Source organism: Methanocorpusculum vombati (genome assembly GCF_026891935.1).
Lineage (GTDB): Archaea > Halobacteriota > Methanomicrobia > Methanomicrobiales > Methanocorpusculaceae > Methanocorpusculum > Methanocorpusculum vombati.
Map to the genome: position 1 here is coordinate 100933 of NZ_JAPTGC010000004.1, position 26480 is coordinate 127412.

General features: G+C 52.0%; 22 protein-coding genes and 1 tRNA gene. 16 read left to right on the plus strand and 7 right to left on the minus strand.

What is annotated here, in order from left to right:
• Positions 1-365 precede the first annotated feature (365 nt).
• Together O0S09_RS04000 and O0S09_RS04005 are read left to right on the plus strand one after the other, a co-directional pair.
• Positions 366-947: a hypothetical protein gene (locus O0S09_RS04000; protein WP_268922661.1), complete on the plus strand. Its 582-nt coding sequence runs from the start codon at positions 366-368 to the stop codon at positions 945-947.
• Between the two features lie 104 nt (positions 948-1051).
• Positions 1052-1519 carry a hypothetical protein gene (locus tag O0S09_RS04005; protein ID WP_268922662.1) on the plus strand — a complete coding sequence of 156 codons (468 nt, stop codon included), beginning with the start codon at positions 1052-1054 and terminating at the stop codon, positions 1517-1519.
• On the opposite strand, the gene O0S09_RS04010 is transcribed toward O0S09_RS04005, so the two are convergent.
• Both O0S09_RS04010 and O0S09_RS04015 read right to left on the minus strand, forming a co-directional pair.
• Complete coding sequence (locus tag O0S09_RS04010; protein ID WP_268922663.1) at positions 1516-2424, minus strand: TIGR00269 family protein; 909 nt, start codon at positions 2422-2424, stop codon at positions 1516-1518. The genes O0S09_RS04005 and O0S09_RS04010 overlap by 4 nt on opposite strands.
• A gap of 3 nt (positions 2425-2427) precedes the next feature.
• Positions 2428-2619: a hypothetical protein gene (locus O0S09_RS04015; protein ID WP_268922664.1), complete on the minus strand. Its 192-nt coding sequence runs from the start codon at positions 2617-2619 to the stop codon at positions 2428-2430.
• A gap of 520 nt (positions 2620-3139) precedes the next feature.
• Here O0S09_RS04015 and O0S09_RS04020 point away from each other — a divergent pair.
• From O0S09_RS04020 to uvrA, 3 genes are all read left to right on the plus strand, one after another.
• The gene (locus tag O0S09_RS04020; protein ID WP_268922665.1) at positions 3140-4123 is read left to right on the plus strand and encodes a hypothetical protein; all 984 of its coding nucleotides are present in this window, start codon (positions 3140-3142) and stop codon (positions 4121-4123) included.
• Positions 4124-4281: 158 nt separating this feature from the next.
• A complete protein-coding gene (locus O0S09_RS04025; RefSeq protein WP_268922666.1) occupies positions 4282-5049 on the plus strand; it encodes a hypothetical protein in 768 nt (255 codons plus the stop codon).
• A gap of 173 nt (positions 5050-5222) precedes the next feature.
• Complete coding sequence (gene uvrA, locus O0S09_RS04030; RefSeq protein ID WP_268922728.1) at positions 5223-8027, plus strand: excinuclease ABC subunit UvrA; 2805 nt, start codon at positions 5223-5225, stop codon at positions 8025-8027.
• A gap of 43 nt (positions 8028-8070) precedes the next feature.
• Here the strand turns inward: uvrA and O0S09_RS04035 are convergent, their stop codons facing one another.
• The 3 genes from O0S09_RS04035 to O0S09_RS04045 form a co-directional block, all read right to left on the minus strand.
• Entirely contained in the window at positions 8071-9258 is a 1188-nt protein-coding gene (locus O0S09_RS04035) for a lysophospholipid acyltransferase family protein (protein ID WP_268922667.1), read from the minus strand.
• A gap of 140 nt (positions 9259-9398) precedes the next feature.
• The gene (locus O0S09_RS04040; protein ID WP_268922668.1) at positions 9399-10697 is read right to left on the minus strand and encodes an amidohydrolase; all 1299 of its coding nucleotides are present in this window, start codon (positions 10695-10697) and stop codon (positions 9399-9401) included.
• Entirely contained in the window at positions 10694-11365 is a 672-nt protein-coding gene (locus O0S09_RS04045; protein WP_268922669.1) for an MTAP family purine nucleoside phosphorylase, read from the minus strand. Before O0S09_RS04045 ends, O0S09_RS04040 begins: the two co-directional genes overlap by 4 nt.
• 112 nt (positions 11366-11477) lie before the next feature.
• Here O0S09_RS04045 and O0S09_RS04050 point away from each other — a divergent pair.
• From O0S09_RS04050 to mutM, 4 genes are all read left to right on the plus strand, one after another.
• A tRNA-Ala gene (locus O0S09_RS04050) sits at positions 11478-11549 on the plus strand.
• A gap of 355 nt (positions 11550-11904) precedes the next feature.
• Positions 11905-12891 carry a beta-ribofuranosylaminobenzene 5'-phosphate synthase gene (locus O0S09_RS04055; RefSeq protein WP_268922670.1) on the plus strand — a complete coding sequence of 329 codons (987 nt, stop codon included), beginning with the start codon at positions 11905-11907 and terminating at the stop codon, positions 12889-12891.
• Between the two features lie 20 nt (positions 12892-12911).
• Entirely contained in the window at positions 12912-13814 is a 903-nt protein-coding gene (locus O0S09_RS04060; protein WP_268922671.1) for a radical SAM mobile pair protein B, read from the plus strand.
• The gene (mutM, locus tag O0S09_RS04065) at positions 13793-14632 is read left to right on the plus strand and encodes a bifunctional DNA-formamidopyrimidine glycosylase/DNA-(apurinic or apyrimidinic site) lyase (protein WP_268922672.1); all 840 of its coding nucleotides are present in this window, start codon (positions 13793-13795) and stop codon (positions 14630-14632) included. The genes O0S09_RS04060 and mutM overlap by 22 nt, the downstream gene beginning before the upstream one ends.
• A 57-nt stretch (positions 14633-14689) precedes the next feature.
• Here the strand turns inward: mutM and ectB are convergent, their stop codons facing one another.
• Both ectB and O0S09_RS04075 read right to left on the minus strand, forming a co-directional pair.
• Positions 14690-15991: a diaminobutyrate--2-oxoglutarate transaminase gene (ectB, locus tag O0S09_RS04070; RefSeq protein ID WP_268922673.1), complete on the minus strand. Its 1302-nt coding sequence runs from the start codon at positions 15989-15991 to the stop codon at positions 14690-14692.
• Between the two features lie 376 nt (positions 15992-16367).
• The gene (locus O0S09_RS04075; RefSeq protein WP_268922674.1) at positions 16368-17807 is read right to left on the minus strand and encodes an aminotransferase class I/II-fold pyridoxal phosphate-dependent enzyme; all 1440 of its coding nucleotides are present in this window, start codon (positions 17805-17807) and stop codon (positions 16368-16370) included.
• Between the two features lie 188 nt (positions 17808-17995).
• Here O0S09_RS04075 and O0S09_RS04080 point away from each other — a divergent pair, with 188 nt between their 5' ends.
• The 7 genes from O0S09_RS04080 to O0S09_RS04110 all read left to right on the plus strand — a co-directional run bounded on the left by O0S09_RS04080 (position 17996) and on the right by O0S09_RS04110 (position 26412).
• Positions 17996-19558, plus strand: coding sequence for a 2-isopropylmalate synthase (locus O0S09_RS04080; protein ID WP_268922675.1), 1563 nt, complete (start codon positions 17996-17998; stop codon positions 19556-19558).
• Positions 19551-20807 (plus strand): 3-isopropylmalate dehydratase large subunit, encoded by a 1257-nt coding sequence (gene leuC, locus O0S09_RS04085; protein ID WP_268922677.1) that lies wholly within the window; start codon positions 19551-19553, stop codon positions 20805-20807. Before O0S09_RS04080 ends, leuC begins: the two co-directional genes overlap by 8 nt.
• A 2-nt stretch (positions 20808-20809) precedes the next feature.
• On the plus strand, positions 20810-21304 hold the full coding sequence (locus O0S09_RS04090) for a 3-isopropylmalate dehydratase small subunit (RefSeq protein ID WP_268922678.1): 495 nt from the start codon (positions 20810-20812) through the stop codon (positions 21302-21304).
• A 1-nt stretch (position 21305) separates the two neighbouring features.
• Positions 21306-22385 carry a 3-isopropylmalate dehydrogenase gene (gene leuB, locus O0S09_RS04095; protein WP_268922679.1) on the plus strand — a complete coding sequence of 360 codons (1080 nt, stop codon included), beginning with the start codon at positions 21306-21308 and terminating at the stop codon, positions 22383-22385.
• 714 nt (positions 22386-23099) lie between these two features.
• Positions 23100-24083, plus strand: coding sequence for a phospholipase C/P1 nuclease family protein (locus O0S09_RS04100; protein WP_268922681.1), 984 nt, complete (start codon positions 23100-23102; stop codon positions 24081-24083).
• A gap of 92 nt (positions 24084-24175) precedes the next feature.
• Positions 24176-24805, plus strand: a complete 630-nt coding sequence (locus O0S09_RS04105; protein WP_268922683.1) for an ADP-ribosyltransferase family protein — start codon at positions 24176-24178, stop codon at positions 24803-24805.
• A gap of 962 nt (positions 24806-25767) precedes the next feature.
• A complete protein-coding gene (locus O0S09_RS04110) occupies positions 25768-26412 on the plus strand; it encodes a hypothetical protein (protein WP_268922684.1) in 645 nt (214 codons plus the stop codon).
• Positions 26413-26480: the final 68 nt, after the last annotated feature.

Consider the following 26480-nt stretch of genomic DNA (forward strand, 5'->3'; position numbering starts at 1 on the left):
CCTGTGTGCGCAAATTCCACAAATAAATCCATTGTATCTGAATAACGCCAACATTGGTGATTCGAACATCACGATGGGAAAATGTGAAAAATGACTGAACGAGAAAGATTCTAGATCTTGATTGAGTTAGGATTGGTAATCGTTTTGTATATTCCACAGGCTCATTCGATAAGAGGTGAGTGTATTCCGGGATGATGCCCCCCTATGAGATCAAAAAGGAATGGGAAAAATTTCTGCGGGCATATCAGGCGATTCATGACTTCGAACCGAAAGGAGAAAACATCCGCCACAATTCTGATCGTTTTTCCTCCCGATGACGGTTTGATCAATCTCTTCATAACCTGCCAAAGACAGATCACTCATCCATGTCCCGCACGACGCTCCTCCCGATTCTCTTCACCGTCATCGGTTTTGCTGCGGCTATCGTCTTCCTCGGCACTGCCGCAGCAGTCATCGAAACGGACGGCCTCTCGGTCGTCTCGCACGGTCTTCATATCATTCCGCAGTATCCCGCAGAGGTCACGGAAAAAATAGAAACGATCATAGAAGAGAACTACCGCCACTCGCCGTTTCAGGAACCAAAGCATGGAGAAAGCGATGTCGTCTCCACCAGACTGTTCGGCACCGTAATCACCATGCAGTATGCAGCTCCGGTAAACCTCACGTGGTCCTTTTTCCAAAACGGCGAAGAATACACCTGGAGTTTGGTGAATACTGCATCAGCGATGGCCGTCCCCTGTCCCGGAGGAAAACGGATAACAGCAGAGCGAATCGACATACTGATCCCGGACAACGTTACTCCGGAGATCATGGACGTATCGTACTTCGCCCTGATCCACACGACCGGGCGGCCGGAACCGTACAGAATAGCCGTCGAACGCGAACAGGTGAACGAACTGTTGGCGCTGATCGGCATGGACCCCCTGCCGGAAAGTCTGCTGCCCTGATGCCGCGGAAGATACCGGTACCCTAGGAACATGCCGCCTGACAGAGTACATCATACATTTTATCAACACAATCAACCCACTCTATCACAAAGAAGGAGAAATAAATGGGAGAAGCTGAAATATTCATCTGTCCTCACTGCGGCAGGGAAATCTGGATTTCGGAAGGACTGGGCTTTGCAGACTGTCCCGAAACCGTATTCACCTGCCAAAACGGCGAATACCCCAACCTCCAAGAACGCATGGAATCACCCGCCTATCAGCAGACACGGGAACTCCTCAACGCAGGAGCTTCCCCGGCAGACATCGGTGAAAACCCCCGCAAAAACCGGTATGGACAGAACCGCTACATCTGCCCGCACTGCCACATTCTCCAAAGCCGCTTCACCATCACCCTGCAACTGCCGGACGGAACACTATTCACCCCCAAATATCACTGCGAACACTGCAACGCACCGCTCCGCCTGTATACCCGACGCAGCAGAAAACAAACCCTCCTTCACTGCAAAAACTGCAACACCACCTTCGACATACACGCAGAAAACATCACCCGCATGATAGCATGGGTTGACTAAACCCTCCCCTCCAGCTTTGCCAAAAGCGTACACGCCGCACACAACCGGTTCTCCGTCGGCTCCCCGCACCGCTCGCAGACACCCATCCTCCGTACCTCCCCGCGGACCGGACCCAGCTTTGCCAGCAACTTCTCCTGCCCCTCCACAATCGCGAGCAGCGTACCCGGATATCGATGCTCCAGCAGCCCCAGCTCGCTCCGCACGCCCGCCCGCAGCGCATACCGCGTATACGGACACTCCGGAAGACGCGTCAGCAGATGATTCACCATCCCATAGGCAACCGTCGCCCGTTCCGTACACCGGCAGAGCGGCTTAATGCGGGGAACGAACAGCTCGCCCGCATTCGTCTGGTAATTCTCCGTAACCCTTCGGAGATCCCCGCGAAGATAATTCATCAGAACAGACTGCGCCTCATCATCCATGCAGTGGCCGGTCGCAATCCGATCCGCACCCGCCTCACGGGCCGCCATATTCAGCGCACGTCTGCGCAGCGTCCCGCAGACCGAACACGCCCGTTCCGGAGACACCGCGAGCAGTTCATCCAGCGTCTTCCCGCAGACATCCGCAAACGAAAGAATGCGGTGCTCCACACCAAGCCGCTTCACCAGCGTTTCCGCCGCACGAATCGTCTCGTCCCGGTAATCGGCAATACCCTCATCGACCGTAACCGCCACAAACTCCGCATCCAAATCCAGCTTCGCCAGAACCGACAGCAGAACCGTACTGTCCTTCCCGCCGGAAAGCCCGATCGCCACCCGCGAATCTGCCGGAATCATCCCGTAGCGGGAAATCGTATCCGCGACGAGATGCTCATACCACGCCGAAAAATGTTCCCCGCAAAGTACAGCACCGCTCGCCGCATCCCGCCAGACCGCCCGCTTCCCGCAGTGATCACAAACCGCCATCACTTACCCGCCGTGTACGATAGACGTAGTCGCAAGAACCTGATCATCCGTGACAACATCATCTGCAAGCAGCAGCTCGCCCCCGCAGGTTGCCAGAATCTCATACGGATTCAATCCCAGCCCGATGAGAATCTCCTCAACCGTCCCGGCAGGAGCAGACGCTGTCGTCCCGTCCGGAAGATGCACCAGAACCATTACAGAAGTATTGGTGTTTTTGAAATAAAGCAATCACCCTCATACCAGAGGACACAGACCACAACGAAAAACCAGATTTGCAGGGTATGACCCAAACGTTGTCATTTTCAGAATAATTATAATTTGGGCCCTCTAGTTAACTGAATTTACTGAACATACCCCCTGTCAGTCTGTGTTCAACAGTATTATCTTATTTTCAGACATAAATAATGGATACATAATTTGTTTATAGCTACATGAAAAATTTTGGGAAAATCACTACAAATTGCTTGAAATGTAGACGTCAGGTTAAATTCCGTAATATTGATAGTACAAAAAATCAGGTCTGCGGTTTTGTAGATCTACTACTGGTAACCTGCGGAGGTGAATCAGTCGTGTCTTAAATTCGCTATTAACACGAAGTAAACAGGTAGCAAATTGGAATAGATAGTTGAATAACAATCGAACAAAACCACATAATTAATAAGATTATGAGAATTAATTACTTGGTTTTAGTTTTAATCCATGATCGGAGGTTAAAATGAATAAAACACTTTGTCGGATTGGGTATGTGTTATTAGCAGTACTGATGCTAACATCATTCTTCCCATCTGTGATGGCCGAAACCACGAACGAATCTACATTTGAGCAAACAACCATACTTACTGAAGAACTCAGGAATATGCCTATCGATGAGAAATCAATAATAGAATCGACAGACATCTCTCTGGATAGGCAAGTAGATAGAGATCAGGAATTGAAAAATCCCGGGGTCTTTGTTCCATATTTCATCGAATGTGGTCCTGAAATCATTTCATTAATCTCAAGTGGAGTAGTTATTGCCCAATTGGATGTTGGTATTTGGGGCAAGTCAGTTCAAGAATTTATTGACAGATGGATTAAAATATGGGGCATTCAACTAATTATTGTAGAAAAAATTGGGGAAAAGACAGTCTATTCTCTCAGTCCAGATGCGATTGGAACTCAAGTTGAGGATACATTTGATGATATCTGTCTGTGGATTCAAAACACGGCAGATGGTACAGATTATAAATATCTCTGGAAACAGGAGAGCAGGGATGTGCTTAAAAAAGCATTCGAGGAATATAACTATTGCAAAACTGAAAAAGAGAGAGAAAGATGCAAAATTTATTTCAAAGCAGATTTCACGGGAAAAACGAAAATTGATTACCTTGGGATGAACCTTCTGGAAGCTACAGATTATATGAAACAGTTCATGACCACAAGCAGTAGAGACAGAAATGTCTATACTGTATGTGAGGATGCATCAATAGCACTGTGCAAAAGCGTATCAATTAGCCTTGGGTATGGGGGATATGCAGTGAAAGGAAAAGATTCTGAAATTCTAAATAGGAAAGAAGGGATTGCTCATCACTATCATCCAGCTATGATGGTGGATAATAAAGAACGACAGCTTGCCAAGGGTAGCTATTCGCCCCACTGCTCCTACATGGTGATATGGAATCCCATGAAAAGTACAACTTTAACCTTACGTAATAATTGAGTATTTAAAATCATATTTGATTAATGATTGTTATACATATCATATGTATTACATTGTGATTTAATACACTTACATCATCATCGTGTTCGGGATACGAATCACTGTAAGTTTCGTATCCCGCTACAATTTTTAAGTAAAAAGACAAAGAGATGATCCATATGGCAGATGAAACAGAACAGGAACGGGAAATTACTTCCGAAGATGTCAGTATTTTTTTGAACAGCATTGACAAAAACTGGCAGGAAAAACGAAACAAACTCAATCAGCATGATGAGTATCTCATGGATGCCATAGTGAAAAAATTCCTCCCTGCGATCAACGGATATATGAAAGAAAGAAACCGAAAAATCGATGAAGATGAAGCGTACTTACTCAGCAGACTCATAGATGCGTTTCTGAGTACTGTCGACGCAGACTGGGAACTAGACAATAGAAACTTTCACGAACACGAAGCCTACTTAGTCAATGAAGCAAAGGAATTTTTGCAGGCTCTCCGGTATCGGGGAATTTTTCCCAACCCCTGTGAGGTTCAGGGAGAATTACCAAGAGATGAATCAGGTCGTATAGACTTTCTGATAGTTTTCCTCGAAGCCCTTCGGGAGAAAGGCTGGTGGAATGAAGAAGCAGACGAAGACGATATCTATGATGTGAACATCCCGAAACGATCCTATTACTACGGGCGGCAATCCGATAACTTTGACATCGTACGTTTTCTTACCTCTCACCTCCATTATAAGGGATCGCCCGTATCCCTCAATGGATTCCTGCATGATTCATACACCCACGGCTCAGAATCCTGGACTGAACGTGACCGGGGTCTCCTTATGAGATCATTGGCGAAACTGGAACAGGCAGGCAAAATTGAAGTAAAAATTAATCTTACCGAAGCTGATCCATTCTTCACGAAACAGAACGAAGAGAGATGAGAAGCGAACATCTCTTTTTTCCCAGATTTACACCCGGCAAAAGTATTTTTCAAGATTTCACAAGGTACAGCAGGTCCCCGCAGCATATTCCCTGAAGATATCTGCCGATGTCACCCCCCTACGGTGCAGTATCCCGCAACTCTTTATCACCAGCCGTAAAAGAAGTACCCGCAATGAAAAACCTGGTCATTAAGGGTGCCCGCCAGCACAACCTGCAGAATATCACCCTGGAACTCCCGCGTGACAAATTAATCGTCGTCACCGGGGTCTCCGGATCCGGCAAATCCACCCTTGCCTTTGACACCATCTACGCCGAAGGACAGCGGCGGTATGTCGAATCCCTCTCCTCATACGCCCGTCAGTTCCTCGGCATCATGAACAAACCGGATGTTGACAGCATCGAAGGACTCTCCCCCGCAATATCCATCGAACAGAAAACCACCTCCAAAAATCCCCGATCCACGGTCGGAACCGTCACCGAGATCTACGACTACCTGCGTCTTCTCTACGCAAGAATCGGTGTTCCCTACTGCCCCAAACACCACGTCAGAATCGAATCCCGGACGCCCGAACAGATAGCAGACGCCATCACTGCCGAGTTCCCCGCGGGTACCATGATCACCATCTTTGCTCCTGTCATCCGCAAGAAAAAAGGAACCTACGAACAACTCTTCCGTGACCTCAACGCAGACGGATTCACCCGGGTACGGGTGGACGGCGAGATTCACCGAACCGACGACGAGATCAAACTCGCCCGCTACGTCATGCACAACATCGACATCGTCGTTGACCGGCTCGACCCTGCCGACCGCAGCCGTCTCGTCGAAGCGATCGAAACCGCACTCAAACGTGCCGAAGACGGACTCGTCTATGCAGCTGCCGCCGGAAAACCGGACGCCGTGTACTCCGCACGCATGGCATGCCCGATCTGCGGCCTCTCGTTTGAAGAACTTCAGCCCCGCATGTTCTCCTTTAACAGCCCGTTCGGCGCATGCCCGACCTGTAACGGTCTCGGTATCCAGATGAAGTTCGACCCGGAGTTAATCATCCCCGACAAAACCAAATCCATCGCGGACGGGGCGGTTGCCATCTACCGGAACTTCCTCGACGGCTACCGCGTCCAATATCTGGACGCCGTCGCCAAACATCTCGGCTTTACCATGATGACGCCGATTGAGGAACTCACCGAAGAGCAGTACAACGGTCTCATGTACGGAACGGACGACACGCTCAAGTTCACCATGGCCTCGAAAAACGCCGAGTGGTCACATCACGGCCAGTGGGAAGGCCTGCTGCCGCAAACCGAACGGCTCTACCGCGAAACCAAATCCGAGTACCGCAAAGAGGAACTCGAAAAGTTCATGCGGGTACTTCCCTGCCCCGAATGCCACGGAAAGCGACTTAAGGATCACGTGCTCGCCGTGAAGATCAACGAAAAGTCCATCGCGGACATTACGGATCTCTCCATCGACGATCTGATCGAGTTCTTCAACACCCTGCCGCTCTCCGAAAAGGAGACCGAGATTGCAAAACTCATCCTCCGCGAGATTCATTCCCGGCTTGCCTTCCTGCAGCAGGTCGGTCTCGGTTACCTCACCCTCTCCCGCAGTGCCGGAAGTCTCTCCGGCGGCGAGGCGCAGCGTATCCGGCTTGCGACGCAGATAGGATCGAATCTGATGGGCGTGTTGTACATCCTCGACGAACCGTCAATCGGTCTGCACCAGCGCGATAACCAGAAACTGATCGCAACGCTCAAACATCTCCGCGATATCGGCAACACGCTGATTGTGGTGGAGCATGACGAGGACACGATTCGTGCTGCCGATTACGTCGTCGATATCGGTCCGGGCGCCGGAGTACACGGCGGACATGTGGTCGCCGAAGGAACGCCCGACGAGGTCGCATCAACGCCTGAGTCAATTACGGGACAGTATCTCTCAGGCGTTCAGACGATCCCCGTTCCAACAGAGCGGCGGCCTGCGAAAAAGTTCATCCGAATCAACGGCTGCCACGAAAACAATCTGAAGAACATCAACGCAAAAATTCCGATGCAGACCTTCACGGTCGTGACAGGCGTGTCGGGTTCCGGCAAGTCCACGCTGATCTACGATACCCTCTATCAGGCGCTGATGAAAGAGATCAACAACTCCCGCGTGACGCCGGGAGCATACAAGGAACTGATCTTTGAGTCGGAGATAGACAAAGTGATCGTGATCGATCAGTCACCGATCGGCAGAACGCCGCGATCAAACCCGGCCACCTACACGAAGGTGTTCGATGACATCCGCAGACTGTTCGCCGAGACGAAGGAAGCAAAACTTCGCGGATATGATCCGGGACGGTTCTCGTTCAACCTGAAGGGCGGACGCTGCGAGGCATGTTCGGGCGACGGTGTGATCAAGATCGAGATGAACTTCCTGCCGGATGTGTACATCGAGTGCGAGGAGTGTAAAGGTACCCGCTATAACGCGGAGACCCTGGAGGTGAAGTACAAGGGCAAATCGATTGCGGATGTACTGAACATGAGCGTGGACGAGGCGCTGGAGTTGTTTGAGCACGTGCCCAATATCCGTGCGAAGCTCCAGACGCTGGCGGATGTGGGTCTCGGTTATATCAAGCTCGGCCAGAGTTCGACGACGCTTTCCGGCGGCGAGGCGCAGCGGATTAAGCTGACCCGCGAGCTGGCGAAACGGGCGACCGGAAAGACGGTGTATCTTCTGGACGAGCCGACAACCGGTCTGCACTTCCATGATGTGAAGAAGCTGATCGGTGTCCTTGACAGTCTTGTTGCGAAGGGCAACACGGTCGTTGTGATCGAGCACAATCTGGATGTTATCAAGTGTGCGGACTATCTCATCGATCTGGGACCGGAGGGCGGCAAGGCGGGCGGCAAGATCATCGCGGAAGGAACGCCCGAAGAGGTGGCAAAGGTGAAGAAGAGCTACACGGGACAGTTCCTGAAAAAGATGCTGAAATAAAAAAATCAATGGCACCAGACCCTGAATCTGGTCTCATTCTTTTTTAGTAATACGGCTTTCCGGTCAGATACCGGTAGAGCACCATGTACTTTATCGCCGACCGCGGGTAATCGGACTGGACTTCATAGTAGGTTCCGTTTTTGCAGGAGAAGAGAATCTTCATCTGGAGCGAAAAGGCAAATCCCGCCATATCCGAAAACAGAAACACCCGGGCTTCCTCCCCTTCCCCGAACTCGAACCGGTCGGTGAACAGGGCAAACCGTCCGGTTGCCAGATGTTCCGCCGCCCCGTCTTTTATCCGGTACAGCCGCTGATCATGATCAGCAACGATCGGAGTATCCGCCGGAGTTTGCAAAAGTTCCGGCAGCTGTTCGGCCAGATATCCCCGCTGCCATTTGTCCCAGTCGGCAACGTTGTCGAACGGGGCATGGTGATCCCCTTCGCCTGCGAAGAGACCATACTCGTTGTACCGGACGGAGAAACCGCAGTCACAGAAGAAACGGTCATCTTTGCTGTGCAGTTTCGCAATCCCGCGGCAGTGCGGACAGACGTAGAGCACCGTTTCCAGATCCTCGGCAAGCCGGGTTCCCGGATACTTGGCGGGCCGGATTTTCTGATCATTGAACGCATTTACATACAGATCGCGGCGGATTGCCTCGTTGATCTCGTCAACCGTCATCTCCGCAAGCTGCTCGCGGGTATACTCGGCGACGAACTTTCCATACATGGGGCCTTTCCGCTTCACTGCCGCCCAGCGGGGACTGCGGAGGTATCCTCCGTGAATTTGGTAGGTGACAAGACCCGCCCCGCTTTCTTTTACGAGTTTTCCAGTGGCAGGGGAGATGAAGGCGGTTTCTCCGTTGATGGACCGCACACCTTCGGGCGACATCCAGACATTCGCTCCAGCTGCAAGGGTAGCCTTGATGACTTCGACGACCTCGGTTGCCGGAACACCTTTTCGGCGGATGATGGGGTGTACGAAAAAGTTTGCGATCATTCTCAGCCAGCGTTTGCGGAACAGATGTTCGCCGGCAACGAAGAACATGTGGCGGGGACAGGGTACGCCGATCAGCAGGTGATCCCAGAGGGTGGTGTGGTTGCAGAAGATGAGATATGTTGGACTTTTCGGGTTACAGATCTCGTACCGGTAGGATAGACCATACCGGACGAAGGGGGTTACACAAAATCTGGCAAATTTATAGACGGTCCGATACCACAGCAGGTGTTTCATGTATGCAAATGCTCCCCGATTGCCCTCGAAAATTAGGGATTCTCTCATCTATTTACCGTAAGAGATATTGAGTGTAACGATTAGCAGTACGATCCGTCATAGAGACCGGAGAGGGATACAGGAAAGTAAAAAAAGAGATGTTATGCGGTTGCCCGTCTGACCAGGTCAAAGGCAACTTCCCCGGCTTTTTGCAGAATTTCTTCGGCGCCGGGGATGACTCCTTCATGCATGAGGACCGCTCCATTACAGATGGTGGTGTCAACGGCAAGGCCGCCGGTTGCGTAGACTGCGTTGGAGGTGGTGTTAAATGCCGGGACGTTCGTCGGGTTTCTGCCGACAAGGATGAGGTCGGCAAGGTATCCGGGTGCGATGATTCCGGCGTTGATGCCAAGAGCTTTTGCACCGTTCCGGGAGGCGACGGCAAGAGCTTCGTCTGCGGGCATGAGAGTGGGATCGTTCCAGAAGAACTTCTGAAGGAGCGCTGCGGTTTTCATTTCGGCGAACATGTCGAGGTCGTTGTTGGAGGAGGCGCCGTCCGTTCCGAGAGCGACGTTGACGCCCGCGGCTTTCATCTCCGGGTAGGGAAGCGCCCGGCCAACGGTGAGTTTCATGTTGCTTACGGGGTTGTGGACTGCGGTGACTCCGCGGTCGGCGAACAAACGAATGTCCTCGGCATCAAGCCAGCAGCAGTGGGCGGCGATGCAGCGTTCGGAGAGGACGCCGCAGTGATCCAGCCAGGGGACGACCCGCATGCCGTGGGCTTTGATGCAGTCGGGGTTTTCGTCGGTTTCGTCGACGTGGATGTGCAGGGGAATGTTTTCTGTTCGGGAGAACTCGGCGCACCAGCGAAGGCCTTCTTCGGAGACGGTGTAGATGGCGTGGGGGGAGACGCCCGGCATGATGCGGGGGTTGTTCCGGGCTTTGAGTGCGGCGACGGTTTTTTCCATGACGGAACATTCGGATTCGAATTTGGCGTGGTCGCCGCCGTCGATCATGCAGTAGGAGAGGCAGGCGCGGATGCCTGCTTCGTCCACGGCGTCGGCGACGTTGTTCATCATGAAGTACATGTCGTTGAAGGTGGTGGTTCCGGTACGGATCATTTCGAGGCAGGCGAGTTTTGCGCCCCAGTAGATGTCGTTTTCGGTGAGGTGGGCTTCGGTCGGCCAGATTTTGGTGGAGAGCCATTCAAAGAGGGGCATGTCGTCGGAGTAGCCGCGAAGGAGGCCCATGGGGGAGTGAGTGTGCATGTTGACCATGCCGGGAAGGGCTGCTGCGCCGTTTCCGTCGATGATGAACTCGGCGTCGTGGTCGGTGATCTTTTCGGCGACGCTGCCGATCCGGCCTGTGCCGTCGAGGTAGATCTCGGCGGGTTTGTTGTTGAGGGTTACGTTTCTGATGAGGATGGGTACGGTTTTTCCAAAGATGTCGGGTTCTGTCATGCGAGTTTCTCCACGATTTCTGTTACGAGTTTGCTGATGCGTTCGCCGTTCTGTTGGGCGACGGCGATGATTTCGTTGTAGTCAGGGGCGTCTGCCCCGCCGATGCCGTTTGCGTAGTTGTCTACGGTGCAGAGGGCGGCGACAGGAATGCCGAGTTCGTTTGCGAGGGTGAGTTCGCTTGCGATGGTCATGCCGACAATGTCGGTGTGTTCTGCGAAGGAGGCGATCTCGGCACGGGTTTCAAACCGGGGGCCGTGCGCCTGGAGGTAGGTTCCGGGGACGGCGTCGGGGATGAGGTCATGCAGGGTCCGGCGAAGTCCTGCATCCAGTACGGGGGGGACATGATGGATGTCGTTGTTATGCAGGGTGGGGATGTCCCAGGGGCAGTAGTAGTCGTCGGGGATGACGATTGTTCCCGGCCGAATGTGTTCTTTCATGCCGCCGGTGCTTCCAATGAGGATGAGCCGGTCAACGCCGAGAATTTTGCAGGCGGCGAGGTGCGCCCGGTGATTGACGTTGTGCGGCGGGGTGGTGTTCTGGTGGCGAGGGATGAAGATGAATTTTCCTGCGTGCACGTCGGTTTTGCCGAAGGGTGTGGCCACTGTTTTTGGTTGGAGGAGTGGGAGTTTTGCTGCGAGGAGCGCGGTTCCGCCTATGATGCCTAACATTTCCGGTGTACTGTTTTTCGGGAGGAGTTATAAAGAGGCGGGTCTGTCCGTGGAGGTTGAATCAATATCTATTTATTTGTGCTGTGCGAATTTATTAGAGCACAATTCATTTGGGCCGGTAGATCAGTGGTAGATCGCGTCCTTGGCATGGACGAGGCCGCGGGTTCAATTCCCGCCCGGTCCATCTTTCTTTTGGGTTTTTTTGATAACTTGGTGATTACTGATTACTGACATCATCCGGGTTTTTGAAAAAAGGAGTGGCCAGAATCATTTTCCTTCTCCGGACAGTCCACTAATTTATATACTAATAAAGAGAGATAGATAACACAAGAGAATATATCCCGATCAATCTCATGATGAGAGAGACGGGGGCATCTCATTTTTTAAAAATACTGATGACGTCAGTAATCAGTAATCAACGAGCAATCAAATACCTGGGGAGAGTACGGTCTCTTTCTGCCAAGAAAAAAACTGTCTGAAAACCCGTAACCTTCATTATCTCTCCCTCACCACACAACACAGACAAAAGGAAACCACCCATGAAAATACAAACCCCCTCCCGTCTGCATATCGTCTTAATCGACCTCAACGGGTCGTACGACAGAATCGACGGCGGCATCGGCTTAACCCTCGCCGACCCGCACTTCATCCTCGAAGCAGTCCCCGCAGACAAAGAGAACACCATTGCGTTCACCCAAACCGCCGGCGGCAGTCCCGCAGAACGGGAATCCTGCATCAGCAAAATAACCGCCGCCGCAGAAAAAGCAGCTGCCCGCTACGCCCCAGGCACCGGCTACCACTTCACCGTTCACCAGCTCTATCCTGCCCACTCCGGCCTCGGGTCCGGCACCCAGATCTCCTTAGCCGCCGCAAAACTCATCGCCGAACTGGCTGGTTATCACCCTGCCAGCACCGATCTTGCCGCACTCGTCGGACGCGGAGGAACCTCCGGTATCGGCGTACACGCCTTCGACCTTGGCGGATTCATCGCCGACGGCGGTCACAGCAAAAAAGAAAAAAGCAGCTTCCTGCCAAGCTCTGTCTCCACCGCCAGACCCGCATGTCTTCTTGGACGCTATCCCTTCCCCGAAGACTGGGGCGTCCTCCTCGCCGTCCCCGCATTCGGCAACCGGTATACCGGGGCCGCCGAGAAAAACATCTTCCAGACGCACTGCCCTGTCCCCAAAACCGACGTCGAACAGGTCTCCCACCTCGTCTTCATGAACCTCATCCCGTCGTTGATCGAACACGACATCGAAGCATTCGGCCACGCCCTCGATCAGATTCAGACCGTCGGCTTCAACAAAATCGAGTTCACCCTCCAGCCCCCCGAACTCACCAAACTCAAAAACGACATGCAGGACGCAGGCGCCTACGGTGTCGGCCTCAGCTCCTTCGGCCCGACACTCTTCACCGTCTATGACCGCACAAACAAAGACATCGTCGCCGCAACCCAGGAACTCCTCGGAGAAAACGGACTCGTCATCACCACCCGCGGCCAGAATCACGGCGCAGAACTGCTCTGAAACCCAAAACCCCGCCCCCTATGAACATACAGAACATCACCGTAAAAAATATTCTGACAAAATCCAGTCTCCCGATCGGAGATTACTCCGTAAACCCGTATGTGGGCTGCACCCATGCCTGCAAATACTGCTATGCCTCCTTTATGAAACGCTTCACCCGCCATCCGGAACCCTGGGGAACCTTTCTGGATGTGAAATACTGGCAGGAAATCCGCAACCCGGAAAAATATGCCGGAAAACACTTATTTATCGGATCCGTCACCGACCCCTACAATCCACAGGAAGAAGTCTACCAAAGAACACGGGAACTTCTGATACAGCTGCAGGGAAGCGGCGCAGCGATAACCATTGCCACAAAATCAGATCTGGTACTGCGGGATTTGGATCTCATCCGGACGTTCCCCCGTGCCCGCGTCTCCTGGTCGATCAATACACTGGACGAAACATTCCAAAAAGACATGGACCAAGCAGTCAGCATCCCCCGGCGGCTGAAAGCAATGAAAACATTCTTCGAAGCAGGTATTCGTACGACCTGTTTTATCTCCCCCATCTTTCCGGGTATCACCGACATCCCCGCCATTGTCAGGAAAACCCGAGATCAGTGCAACCTGATCTGGCTGGAAAATTTAAACCTCCGCGGCAGTTACAAACAGAACATTCTCACCTATATCGCAGAAAACTATCCGGAACTTATCCCCCTCTATCACGAGATCTATCAGCTGGGCAGCCGCAGATACTGGGAAATGCTTGATGCGGAGATGCAGGAGTTTGCAAACGAACAGGGACTCCCCTACCTGCGCAACGACGACACCATCCAACGACCATTTGATGCCCCGCCGGCGCTGGTGAATTATTTTTACCATGAACAGATCAAACAGTCCGCAAAAAAGAAGGAACGAACATGCCCGAACTCCCGGAAGTAGAAACCGTCAGACGCATTCTGGAACCACAGCTGAAAGGACGCAGAATCTCTGATCTGACGGTGAACCGTCCGGAAATCATTGCCCATCCGACTGCGGATATCTTTACGCATGCAGTGATCGGAACCGTGATTGCACGCATGGGCAGACGGGGAAAATATCTCTTCCTGCATCTGGACACGGGAAATACTATTCTGCTCCATCTGCGGATGACCGGGCAACTCCTGGCAACACCCGCGGACTTTCCCGCAGAAAAACATACCCACCTGATCTTTCATCTGGATGACGGAACCGAACTCCGGTACCTTGACACCCGGCGGTTTGGGCGCTTCTGGCTGCTGCAGAAAACGGAAAAAGACATCTGGAGCGGAATCCAAAAACTTGGTCCGGAACCCTTCGACCCGCAGATAACGCCCGCATGGCTGCGGGAAAAAATCGGCAGAAGCCGCAGACCCGTCAAGGAATGTCTGCTGGATCAGCGTACAGTTGCCGGAATTGGAAATATCTACGGGGATGAAATATTGTTTGCAGCAAAAATCTGTCCGGCACGCCCTGCATGTTCATTGCGGGAACAGGAGTGGCAGACACTTGCCGCAGTGATTCCTGCGGTCCTGCAAAAAGCAGTTGACGACAACCGCATGACGCCGGAAGAGTATCTGGAGGGGCGGGGAAAAGAGTACCGAAACGATCCGTTTCTGCAGGTGTACGGACATGAAGGGGATTCCTGCCCGTGCTGCGGAGCGGCACTGAAACGGATTACACTCTCCGGAAGAAGCAGTGTGTACTGCCCAAACTGCCAGCCGGAACAGCCGATACCGTAACAGAACCATTCCAAAAAAAAAGAAAACCGGCGGAATACCGCCCGCCGCAGATAGGTATTACACTACCTGATTTACCAGGCTCTGTTTTACCGGCGACATACTCATCGGAGAAACCGTCTCCGCAAGCACCTTCATCAGGATACCAAGACCCTGCACCAGCTGCTCATCCTCGATCACCAGTGGCGGCATAATCTTCACCACAGTATCCTCGCGGCCCGACAGCTCAAGGATCAGACCCTGCTCAAAGCAGGCTTTCCGGATCTTCTGCGTCGTTCCGCAGGGGTATGACCCCATATCAATACCCCACATCAGACCGAGACCCCGGAAGGTCAGTGACGGATCGATCAGCCGCAGACGGGATGCGAGGAACTCCTCCACAATCCTTCCCTTCCGCATCGTCTCCGCCTCCAGATCATGGGCAAGCATGTACTCAATCGCCGCCTTTCCGGCAACAAACGCCAGCTGGAATCCGCGGAACGTCCCGTTGTGCTCTCCGGGCAGGAGAACATCATACTCCGGTTTCACAAGAGCAATCGAACACGGCATCCCGATACCGCCGATAGACTTCGCCATCACCACAATATCCGGCACAATACCCGCACGCTCGAACGAGAAGAACGAACCCGTCCTGCCGCAGCCCGTCTGGATATCGTCAAGGATCAGCAGCATATCATGCTTATCGCACAGCGCCCGGGCATCCCGGAGCCACTCATTGGACAGCACATTAATACCGCCCTCTCCCTGTACCGCCTCAACAATCAGTGCCGCAGGCTTATCCACACCGCTGTGATCATCCGTCAGCAGCATATCGATATAGGCGATCGTATCAAGACCCGGCATCATACACGGATGCGGAACATGCGTCACGTTCCCGAGTGCCACACCGCAGGCATCACGGGCACTGCGTTCGGTCGTCAGGGCAAGCGACCCGAGCGACATCCCGTGGAATGCACCCATCAGGGCAAGCACATTTGATCTGCCCTTCACCTTGCGGGCGATCTTGAGTGCAACCTCAACCGCATTCGTACCGGTAGGTCCCGGGAACAGAACCTTGTAATCATACCCCCGCGGAATCAGAACCTTGTTCTCCAGACACTCGATGAACTCGCCCTTTGCAACCGAGTACATATCCAGCCCGTGCAGAAGGCCGTCGTTCATCAGATACTCAACCACTTTTCCCTTGATATAGTCATTATTATGACCATAGTTGCAGCTTCCTGCTCCACAGAGGAAATCGATGTATTCTTTTCCATCCTGATCGATCAGTACTGATCCTTTCGCTTTCGAAAAGACTACCGGATATTTTCTGCAGTACGATCTGACGTTGCTTTCGAATGTTTCGAATACCGTGGATTCCATTAAGACTTCATTTGTGTTTCTTAAACCCATAGACCACACCCCCACTTGACTAGGATAGTATGAATTTACAGGCAATCTTACTCTGCAGATTTCGCTGCGCCGAGATTACAGGATCATGTTGCCCCCCTCAGTTCTTAAAGCTGTCCCTCAAAAAGAATGGATCATGGCCTGCCGTATGGACTTTCAGCGAATATCCTTGGACTTCAAAAAACCCGGCCACCCCCCCGATTCCCCATCCCTGACCCCTGGGGGGTTAAATGGTTTTCGGATGAAACATCCTTTCGTCAGGGTCTCCGCAAACGCCCGGAACGGGACGCGCACCAGTGAGGAAATACAGAACAGGAAGAGTGAAACGGACGTTTCCCCAAAAAAGGAATTATTGTTTTCCGACGGTGATCTCATCGTGGTCGTTGACCCCGATAACCTTCTCGCCTGCAGCACGGAGATCACGGATATAGCAGATGACCTCTTCCGTGAGCATTTCGCCCGGACAGACAAAAGGAATCCCCGGCGGATAGGGAATAATAGCCGAGGCACAGATTCTGCCGGCGCCTGCGACGAGAGGAATCCGTTCTTTGTCCTGGGGGACGGGGAAGAGGGAAAGTTTTGCTTCAAACACCGCACTGACCGGTTTTTTGTCGGGCTGAACCGCAGTTCGTCCGCGGCTGATCTCCCGCAGGGCGGCAAGCAGCCGTTCCATATCGGCTTTCGTGTTGCCGATACCGGTCATGCACATGAGAATGTTGCCGGTCGTAAGCTCGGCGAAGATGCCGCGGTCCATCAGCTGGTGTTCAAGCTCTGCCGCGTCCAGTCCTGCGGCACTCATGTCCAAATTGATCTTGGTGAGGTCAAGGCTGATGCTGCCTGCATCATCGAACGGATTACCAATAACAGAAAGTCCCTGAATCGTTTTTGCTTCGCGATAGAAGAAAAGCAGAGCCTCATACCAGTTGGTCATGATCTCATTGCCGTGCCGTTTGAGAATGTCGGCATTGATGTCAAGCGACGCCATCAAAAGATACGAAGGGCTGGTTGACTGAATCATCTGGAGTTTGTCTTCGAGTACATACGAATCAACACGGTCTGAGTTCAGGTTGAGCAGTGCGCTCTGCGTGAACGAGGCAAGGGTTTTGTGAATCGAGTTAACGGTAATGTCGGCTCCCTGCTCCTCGGCTGACCTCGGCATCCCGGCGCAGCCGGCATCCGAGAAGAACTTGAGATGTGCCCCGTGCGCCTGATCGACGATGAGAACTTTTCCGCGGGCATGGACGACCTCGGCGATTGCCCGGATGTCTGAACAGATGCCGTAGTAGTTCGGCGACGGAAGAATGACCGCTTCAGCGTCAGGATTTTCGGCAAGGCAGCGTTCGATCTCTTCGGGCGTGATGACCCCTGAAATCCCGTACTCGTGAATCATCTCGGGATACGCATAGACCGGCTCAATTCCGGCAAGCACAAGAGCGTTGAAGATCGCCTTATGGGAGTTTCGCGCCAGGATCAGTTTCTTTCCTTTGGGAACTGCTGCCATGATTGCCGCAATAACCCCGCCGCTCGTTCCGTTAATGAGGAGGTACGATCGTCTGGCGCCGTAGAGGTTTGCGTACTCTTCCTGAGCGGCTTTGAGGATTCCCTCGGTCTGGAACAGATTGTCGGCTCCGGGAATCTCGGTGATGTCGCAGTCCATGATGCGGTTCAGGAATGGTTCATAGCCGAACCTCCGGTAGATTGCCGAGCCTTTGTGGCCCGGCATGTGAAAGGATACGGTATGTTTGTCTGCATGGCGAATGAGAAAGTTCAGAATGGGAAGCGTGGTCACGGGCGTTACCTCTGGTTGGTACACACGTTGACGCGGGAACGAGATGAGGATTGCGGTGTTGGTGAAAAAATCCAAATGAAACTTGGATACGCGATTTTTTCCCGCATTCCACATCTATAAATCTCCTCAGCCCAAAGATAGTACCTGCAAATTGAGACGGGAGTTTTCTTCCGTCTCCGGTGAAAAACATGACAAACGATGACTCTTTCGTGTCCTCCGGACACCAGCCGGATCGTGTCTATATCTTTGACACTACACTCCGTGACGGCGAACAATCTCCCGGCGCAACCATGACCCTACAGGAGAAGGTGCGTCTCGCCCGTCAGCTTGAGCTACTCGGCGTAGATATCATCGAAGCAGGGTTCCCTGCCGCAAGTCCGGGCGACTTTGAAGCGGTGCGTGCGGTATCGGCAACCGTCCGCAACTGTCAGATCGCAGGACTCTGCCGCTGTGTTGCCGCAGATATTGACCGGGCGTGGGAAGCACTGGCGGACGCCGCACATCCGCGGATTCATGTGTTCCTCGCAACCAGTCCCATTCATATGGAGCACAAGCTCCGCAAAACCCCGGAACAGGTTCTGGAGATGGCGGTTGCCGGCGTCCGGCACGCAGCATCCCTGACGAAGAATGTTGAGTTCTCCGCTGAGGATGCGTCGCGAAGCGAGCCTGCATTTCTGGCAAAAGTGGTGGAAGCGGTGATCGATGCGGGCGCAACCACGGTAAATATTCCCGACACGGTCGGTTACAGCCAGCCTGCCGAGTACGGTGCCCTTATCCGGTACCTCAGGGAACATGTCAGCAATATTGCAAAAGCCGTAATCTCCGTGCACTGCCATGACGATCTCGGCCTTGCGGTCGCAAACAGCCTCGCCGCGGTTGAGGCGGGCGCCCGGCAGATAGAGTGTACCATTAACGGCATCGGCGAACGTGCCGGAAACACGGCAATGGACGAGGTGGTGATGAACCTCAACGTCCGCCGCGACCACTATCACTGTACCTGCGGGATTGTCACCGAACAGATTTTTCCGACCGCACGCACGCTGTCTCACATCATCGGTATGCCGATTCCGGCAAACAAAGCAATTGTCGGTGCAAACGCATTCGCCCACGAGTCCGGCATTCATCAGGACGGCGTCCTTAAATGCCGCGAGACCTATGAGATCATGGACGCGGCCACTATCGGTAAAACCGGTAACGACATGGTTCTCGGCAAACACTCAGGCCGCCATGCAATCAAGGCCAAGGTCGAAGAACTCGGTTACAAATTAACCGACGATCAGATCACCGTCGTCTCTGATGCGGTGAAAAAACTGGCCGACATCAAAAAAGAGATCTTCGCCGAGGACGTGGAGGCAATCATCCTTGAGGAGATCTTCCGGATGCCGGACAGGTTCAAACTCAAATATCTTCAGGTCCATGCCGGTAACGGCCCGATTCCGCCGAACGCCGTCGTTATTATGGACGTGAACGGCGAGGAAAACCGGCTGCACAACTTCGGGGTCGGCCCAATCGATGCGGTCTTCAACACGATTGGAACGATTGCCGGGTGCAAACCTGACCTCGAACAGTTTGCCGTCAACGCAATCACGGGCGGAACGGACGCCCAGGGTGAGGTGACCGTCAGACTCCGGAGAAACAGCTACTCGGCTATCGGCAGAGGATCCGATCCGGATATTCTCGTCGCCGCAGGCAAAGCCTACGTGAACGCACTCAATCGTCTTGCAAAGAAAGTGGAGGAAAACCATGCATAGAACCATCGCCGAAAAAATCCTGCAGGCACACACCGATCAGAAGATTACCGGCCCCGGCCAGATTGTCAGATGCAAACTCTCGCTGGTGCTCGCAAACGACATCACCGCTCCCTTAGCCATCAAATCGTTCCGCGAGATGGGGGCAGCGAAGGTCTTTGACAAGGATCGGGTGGTCTTTGTCTGTGACCATTTCACTCCGAACAAGGACATTGATTCCGCCGAGCAGGTTGCGGTCACCCGCCGGTTTGCCGAGGAGATGGGGCTGACCCACTATTACGAGGGAGGCAGATGCGGTATTGAACACGCCCTCCTCCCGGAAGAGGGTCTTGTCGGTCCCTGGGATCTCGTGATCGGTGCGGACAGCCACACCTGTACCTACGGGGGACTCGGGGCGTTTTCGACCGGTATGGGTTCGACCGATATTGCCGCCGGTATGGTTCTTGGGGAGAACTGGTTTAAGGTTCCGCCGAGTATCCGTGTGAATGTCCACGGCAAGATGGGTAAGTTTGTGCAGGGCAAGGATGTTATTCTGAAACTGATCGGCACAATCGGTGTTTCCGGTGCTCTCTATAAGGCTCTGGAGTTCGGCGGGTCGGGCGTTGAGAAGATGTCAATGGAAAGCCGCCTGACGATTGCCAATATGGCAATCGAGGCGGGCGGTAAGGCAGGTCTTTTCCCGGCGGACAAAAAGACGCTGAAGTTTACCCGCAAGACGGGACGGGAGGACGAGGAGATCAAGCCCGATAAGTTTGCGGTCTATGAGTCGGAGGTGGAGATGGAGCTGAAGGGTATGGCCCCGCAGGTTGCTCTCCCGCATCTGCCGGAGAATGTGAAAGGCGTGGACGAGGTAGGCGAGATGCGAATCGATCAGGCGGTTATCGGCAGCTGTACGAACGGAAGAATCGAGGATATGCGGGAAGCGGCAGAGATTCTGCGGGGCAGAAAGGTGGACCGGCATGTCCGCTGCATTATTATTCCGGCAACGCCCCGTGTCTGGCGGGACTGTGTCCGCGAAGGGCTGATGCAGGTGTTCATCGATGCAGGTGCGATTATTTCGCCGCCGACCTGTGGTCCGTGTCTTGGCGGTCACATGGGGATTCTGGCAAAAGGTGAACGGGCAATTTCCACGACGAACCGGAACTTCCGGGGACGGATGGGGTCTCTTGAGTCCGAGGTTATTCTGTCGAATCCCGCGGTTGCGGCGGCGTCTGCGGTGACGGGTCTGGTTACCGACCCAAGGAGTCTGTGAAAATGAAGTATAACGGCAAAGCCCATGTGGTCGGGGCAAATATTGATACGGATGCAATTATCCCTGCACGGTTTCTGGTGACGACCAATGAGGCCGAACTTGGCAAAAACTGTATGTCGGGTCTTGCGGAGAACTGGATCTCCCGCGTTGCCCAGGGTGATTTTCTGGTGGCAGGCGAGAACTTCGGCTGCGGGTCGTCCCGCGAACATGCTCCGGTTGCGATTAAAGGAGCGGGTATTCCGGTTGTGATCGCCCACAGTTTTGCACGAATTTTCTACCGCAATGCGTTCAATACCGGATTGATCCTGCTGGAGGTCGGCGACGATTACCAAAAGATCGCCGACGGGGAGGAGTTGACCATCGATACGAAGAAGGGGACGATCACGACCGCCGAAGGCATCGTGATCACCTGTCCTCCGGTTCCTGCGTTTATGCAGGAGATTTTAGATGCGGGCGGGCTGGTCGGGTATGTGAAGAAGCAGATCGGGGCTGAGTAAGATGGGGAGATATACGCTTGCGGTTCTTCCGGGCGATGGTATCGGTCCGGAGGTGGTTGCGGAGGCGGTGAAGGTTCTTGCGGCGGTCGGGAAAAAGTTCGGGCATACGTTTGATCTGCGGTATGCACCATTCGGGGGAGCGGCGATCGATTCGTCCGGGTCACCGTTTCCGCCGGAGACGGAGGATACGTGCATGAATGCAGATGCAGTTCTGTTCGGTGCGGTGGGGGGTCCGAAATGGGATACGCTTGATCCGGTCATCAGGCCGGAGAAGGGGCTGCTTGCCCTGCGGAAAGCGGCGGGAGCGTTTGCAAATCTCCGGCCTGCGAAGCTGTTTCCGGAGCTTGCGGATGCCTGTTATCTGCGGCCCGATATTGTGGCAAAGGGTATTGATATCATGGTCGTTCGGGAGTTGATCGGGGATGTGTACTTCGGGGAGCCGTCGGGGATTGAGGTCCGGGACGGCGAGCGGGTGGGTTTTTCCAATATGATTTACGGGGAGTACGAGATCCGCCGCGTTGCAAGGGTGGCGTTTGAGACGGCAATGAAGCGGAACAAAAAGCTCTGTTCGGTGGATAAGGCGAATGTTCTGGCGGTGTCCCGGCTCTGGCGCGAGGTGGTGACGGAGGTGTCACGGGAGTATCCGGAGGTTGAGCTGTCATATATGTATGTGGATAATGCGGCGATGCAGCTTGTCCGTAATCCTGCGGCGTTTGATGTGATTGTGACGGGGAATTTGTTCGGCGATATTTTGTCGGATGAGGCTGCGGCGATTACGGGGTCTATTGGGATGCTGCCGTCCGCGTCGGTGGGAGGGCCGGATATGCCCGGTCTCTACGAGCCGGTTCACGGTTCGGCCCCGGATATTGCGGGGCAGGATCTGGCAAATCCGGTGGCGACAATTCTGTCGGCTGCGATGCTTTTGCGGTATTCGCTGAGTCTTCCTGCGGAGGCGGACGCGGTGGAGGCGGCGGTTGCTGCGGTGCTGGCGGAGGGGTACCGGACGGGGGATATTTACCGGGACGGGATGCGGAAGGTCGGCTGTTCCGAGATGGGACAGCTGATTGCGGATCGGGTGTGAGTGCCACCCGTTCTTTTTTCGTATACTGTGATGAAAAAATATTTTTCTGTGGATGTGCTGCGGAATTTTTTTTCTGCCACACGGAAAAAATTTTGTGAGAAATAATTTCAGATGTCTGGCTGCGATGCAGAATCTTCGGAGGCTCCCTGTGTGAGGCGTTCGTAGATCTGTTTTGCCTCGCCGGTAAGGAAGCAGCAGAATTCGTCACTCATCAGGTTCCATGAGAACGGTGATGCACACGATCTGTTGTGATCCGAAATACGCGTGAGCTCTGTTCGTTCAAGTGCCACAAGCGCGCACAAGCGGACATGATAGCCCCAGCATCATATCTGCCCCCAACCAGAATGGGAATACTACGTATCTCATCAGGGTGTGAGAGTTTGGTATTTTTCTATTGGCAGAATTATTGATCATAAACTCGCATTTCACCCAAAAAATTCAAAAATATGATCAATACCTATATCATCACTGAGATCAATATACCCGATTATGGGGATCGGCATATTCCCCAAAAAATGCAACTGACGCAGGCATCTGCATGGGTTGTACTGTTGACTGCGTCCGATCTTTGAGTCGGAGAGGCGGATAACAGAAAGCCGGAACATTCTCCACACAGGTTCCGTTCCGACATATGCCAAGTAGGCAATAATCGAGATATCACATTTTGTGGCGAGAGAATTATCTTGACTCGGATATTGCCATGGAGTTGATTCTATGAACCTAAAGATATTTCTTATTTCAATGATGGTGGTGTTATTAACCACAGTAGTGATTGCCACACCAGTTTGTGCAAATGAAAATAATGTCACAGATGCTGAAATAGCTCTGGAGATTCCTGATTTACTCTCCGTACAAAGAACAATCATTACACAGGATCTACTGGATAAGATGGCACGTCAAATCTCTAATAATGATCAATTGGATCTTTTAGAGAAAGAACAACGCCTGAGTTATATCTCAATCATTCATGAAAAATACCCAAATCTAACTTCAGATGATACCGAAGGAATTGTGGAATTACTGTCAACTATCATCAGCGAATCAGAACCAGTTCCTACCGTTACTCCCTATTGGGGTGGTGTAAAACCGGATGAAGGTCCCCCATACTCTTATGGGATGCACAATGCAATGGCGAGGCATGCAGCTTCAACGATGGGAATCACCAATACTGCTTATCTTGATCTCATTGAAGCATGTGCTTCGGAGCCAGATACATGGTTTGGGCAGCTTGGCACAGTTGTTCACTATAACCCTACTGCTCAATTATACGCCGAGGCGCATGCAAATGAGGCGATCTCTCATCTGTCTGCTCAGTCCCATGTAGAAGGGTATAAAGATTTGTCATATGCATTACATTTTATGTCTGATCTCTCAAATACATTCCATGCCAATACTCTTGTACAGGATTATGGTGCCCATTACTTATATGAAGTATATGTAGCAAATAATTGGGAAAATGGTGAGAACTATCGTAATGCTATGACATCTGCCTCAGGATACTATGCAATAACTGATGTTAGCGAAGCAGGAAGCAATCTTGCATCATTAGCTGGTTCATATGCCAACGCAATTTATCTTACACTTATATCTGAACCCAATACTTGGACAAATGATCCTGATGTGATCGCCTACACGAAGGAATGTATCAAATTGGGTATTCGATATGATAAAGGATTAGTTGAGTATGTGATCGGATAATTTACAGGATAATTATGCAAGAAAAGAAGAGAACACCTTGGTTCATCGTGGGATTGATCCTCATTCTATTTTTATCCCTGCCCTTAGGATACATGGGTGCCAGCTGTATCGCTGGTTTTGTGAATGGGGAGAAAGCATACGAGGTAACGATCTCCGGTTTTGAAAATTCTTCCCTTGAACAGTCCCTTACCCTCTATCTGCCGTTGCCTCTGGTAAACGGTGAACCCCTCTATCCGGATGATCAATATCAGAACAAACAGTTTTCCGGCTGGGAATCATCCGTTGTCGAGACACCCTATGGAAAAATGCTGGCATTCCACACAACCTCCCTGCCGGTACAAAATCTCCATGCCGAGTTCCGGGAAACCGGTATCCTCACACACTCTCTCCCAAAACTGCATGGGGATTCCTCTCTAACGTACTTCCCGCAATCTGCGGATAATCTCAGTACGATTCTCCAGTACAACGCGATGAATAACTATCCACACTGGGGCGGGCCGTTTCCGACCTATGTGTATTTCCCTGATTCTTGTGCAGACATGAACGTGCCCTTCGTCGAAATACGGACTTCTGCGAAAGTAAAAAGAACGACCTGGCATTTTCCGAGGAGTTATGGTATGACATACTATCTTGAAAGTCATGTAAAAATCCCCGGAGAACATGCGTCAGGATTTGTTACCATACCCGGCTTTTCCCGGAACGTTCCCTGGGATGGATTTTAACGAACCTATCTTTATATTGGTAAAATTATTGATCATAAACTCGCATTTCACCCAAGAAATTCAAAAATACTATCAATACCTATATCACCAGTGAGATCAATCTGCTGGATTATAGGGATCAGCATATGCCAAGTAGGCAATAATGGCCTTCGGGAAATTGATATCCCATGAAGCAAACCACCAGACGTATCCTCAGTATCATACTGATACTTCTCATAGCTGTGTCTATTTTTTCGATCATTCTTTGGTCTTCGGCGGAAGATGATTCTTCCTGGACAGAATATACACTGATCATGTACCGATGCTGGATTTATGAGTGCAATGAGACGTATCTGAATGAGAAAAATATGACCGTTACATATCTGAATGAGACCTTCCTCGATCAGTACCCAAAGTACAAACTGGGTCTGGAAACAGCGTTCAATACATCAGTAAACCAAAAAAAGTGGCGGGAAAACCTGCGTTTTGTTACTGAGTTTTATGATTATGATCTGGTCTACCCAGAACTTCCCGCTCTATTCTCGAAAGAAGATCTGCTCTATAATCGACCGGTATATGAGTATTAGGGAAAGTACTTCGTCTTATTCTACATGCCAGAATATCACCGAACTGATGGAGCTGTTTGAAAAGAACGTGTGTATTGTGTTGTTGTTTTCATTTTTGTAAGGGAAAATGTAGTTCTCTCAGAAAAAAAAATATTTTTTGCAATGGACGGTAGAAATTTTTTTTGCCTGTCACTCGAAAAAAAAATTCACGAAAACAAAACGGATCTCCAAAAAATTTCTTCTGTGATCTGAAACGTTCTCAGTTGTATTCGCGAACCATTTTCTTACAGTGTTTCCTCCGCGAACCACTCATAGATTTTCTCTACCTCATTGGTAAACGAGCAGTAGAACTCCCGCCGCATCTGATGACGCTTTGCTCCAAAACTGATAAATAATCTCGCGGGAAACACTCAGCATATGCCTCTCAGCAATACCGCTCTCACGAAACTCGGCCTCATATTCGCCTATCTTCTCTGCTTTTCCCTCTTCCTCTGGTTTGCAGTCGCCCTGCTGTACCTGCCCTTCCTTCCGGCAACCAACCTGTTCGCGTATAACTATTTTTACATAAGCCCCCTTCCCGGCCTCATCCTTCCCGCACTCGGAGGAGTTCTGTACCTCCGGCATGGCAGACCGGAAAACCCGAAACCACTGTACCTTTTCATCGCAATTCTCCTGATCGCCGTTGCCGTATCCTTCCTCCCGGGCATCAATACACTACTGACCCTCTTTTTTCTTGGCACACTTTCTCCTGCAATCCTCTACCTCTCCCTACTTGTCCTCCCGAAAACCAGCTTCATCCGGACACTCAAAATATTCTCCGCCATCTTTGCAGGAATCGCCCTCGTATTCAGCATCTGTATTCCGGCATACTTCGACGCAGTAAAAACCGCCGCAGCCGCAGCCGGCGGCTATCCCCTCGCCGGAGAAACCTGGCTCTTCATCGGCATAATATTCTGCCTTCTCTTCCTCACCCCCGCCTATGGATTCACCTTCCTTCTCAGCTCCTTTAACGCTCTCAAATCAGTACCGGCATCACAAAATTCACCACAACCTGAACCATAAACCCAGCACAAAAAAACGATGCACAGGAATCAGAACCCCTGCATCCTTTCTTTCAGTGGGAACCATAC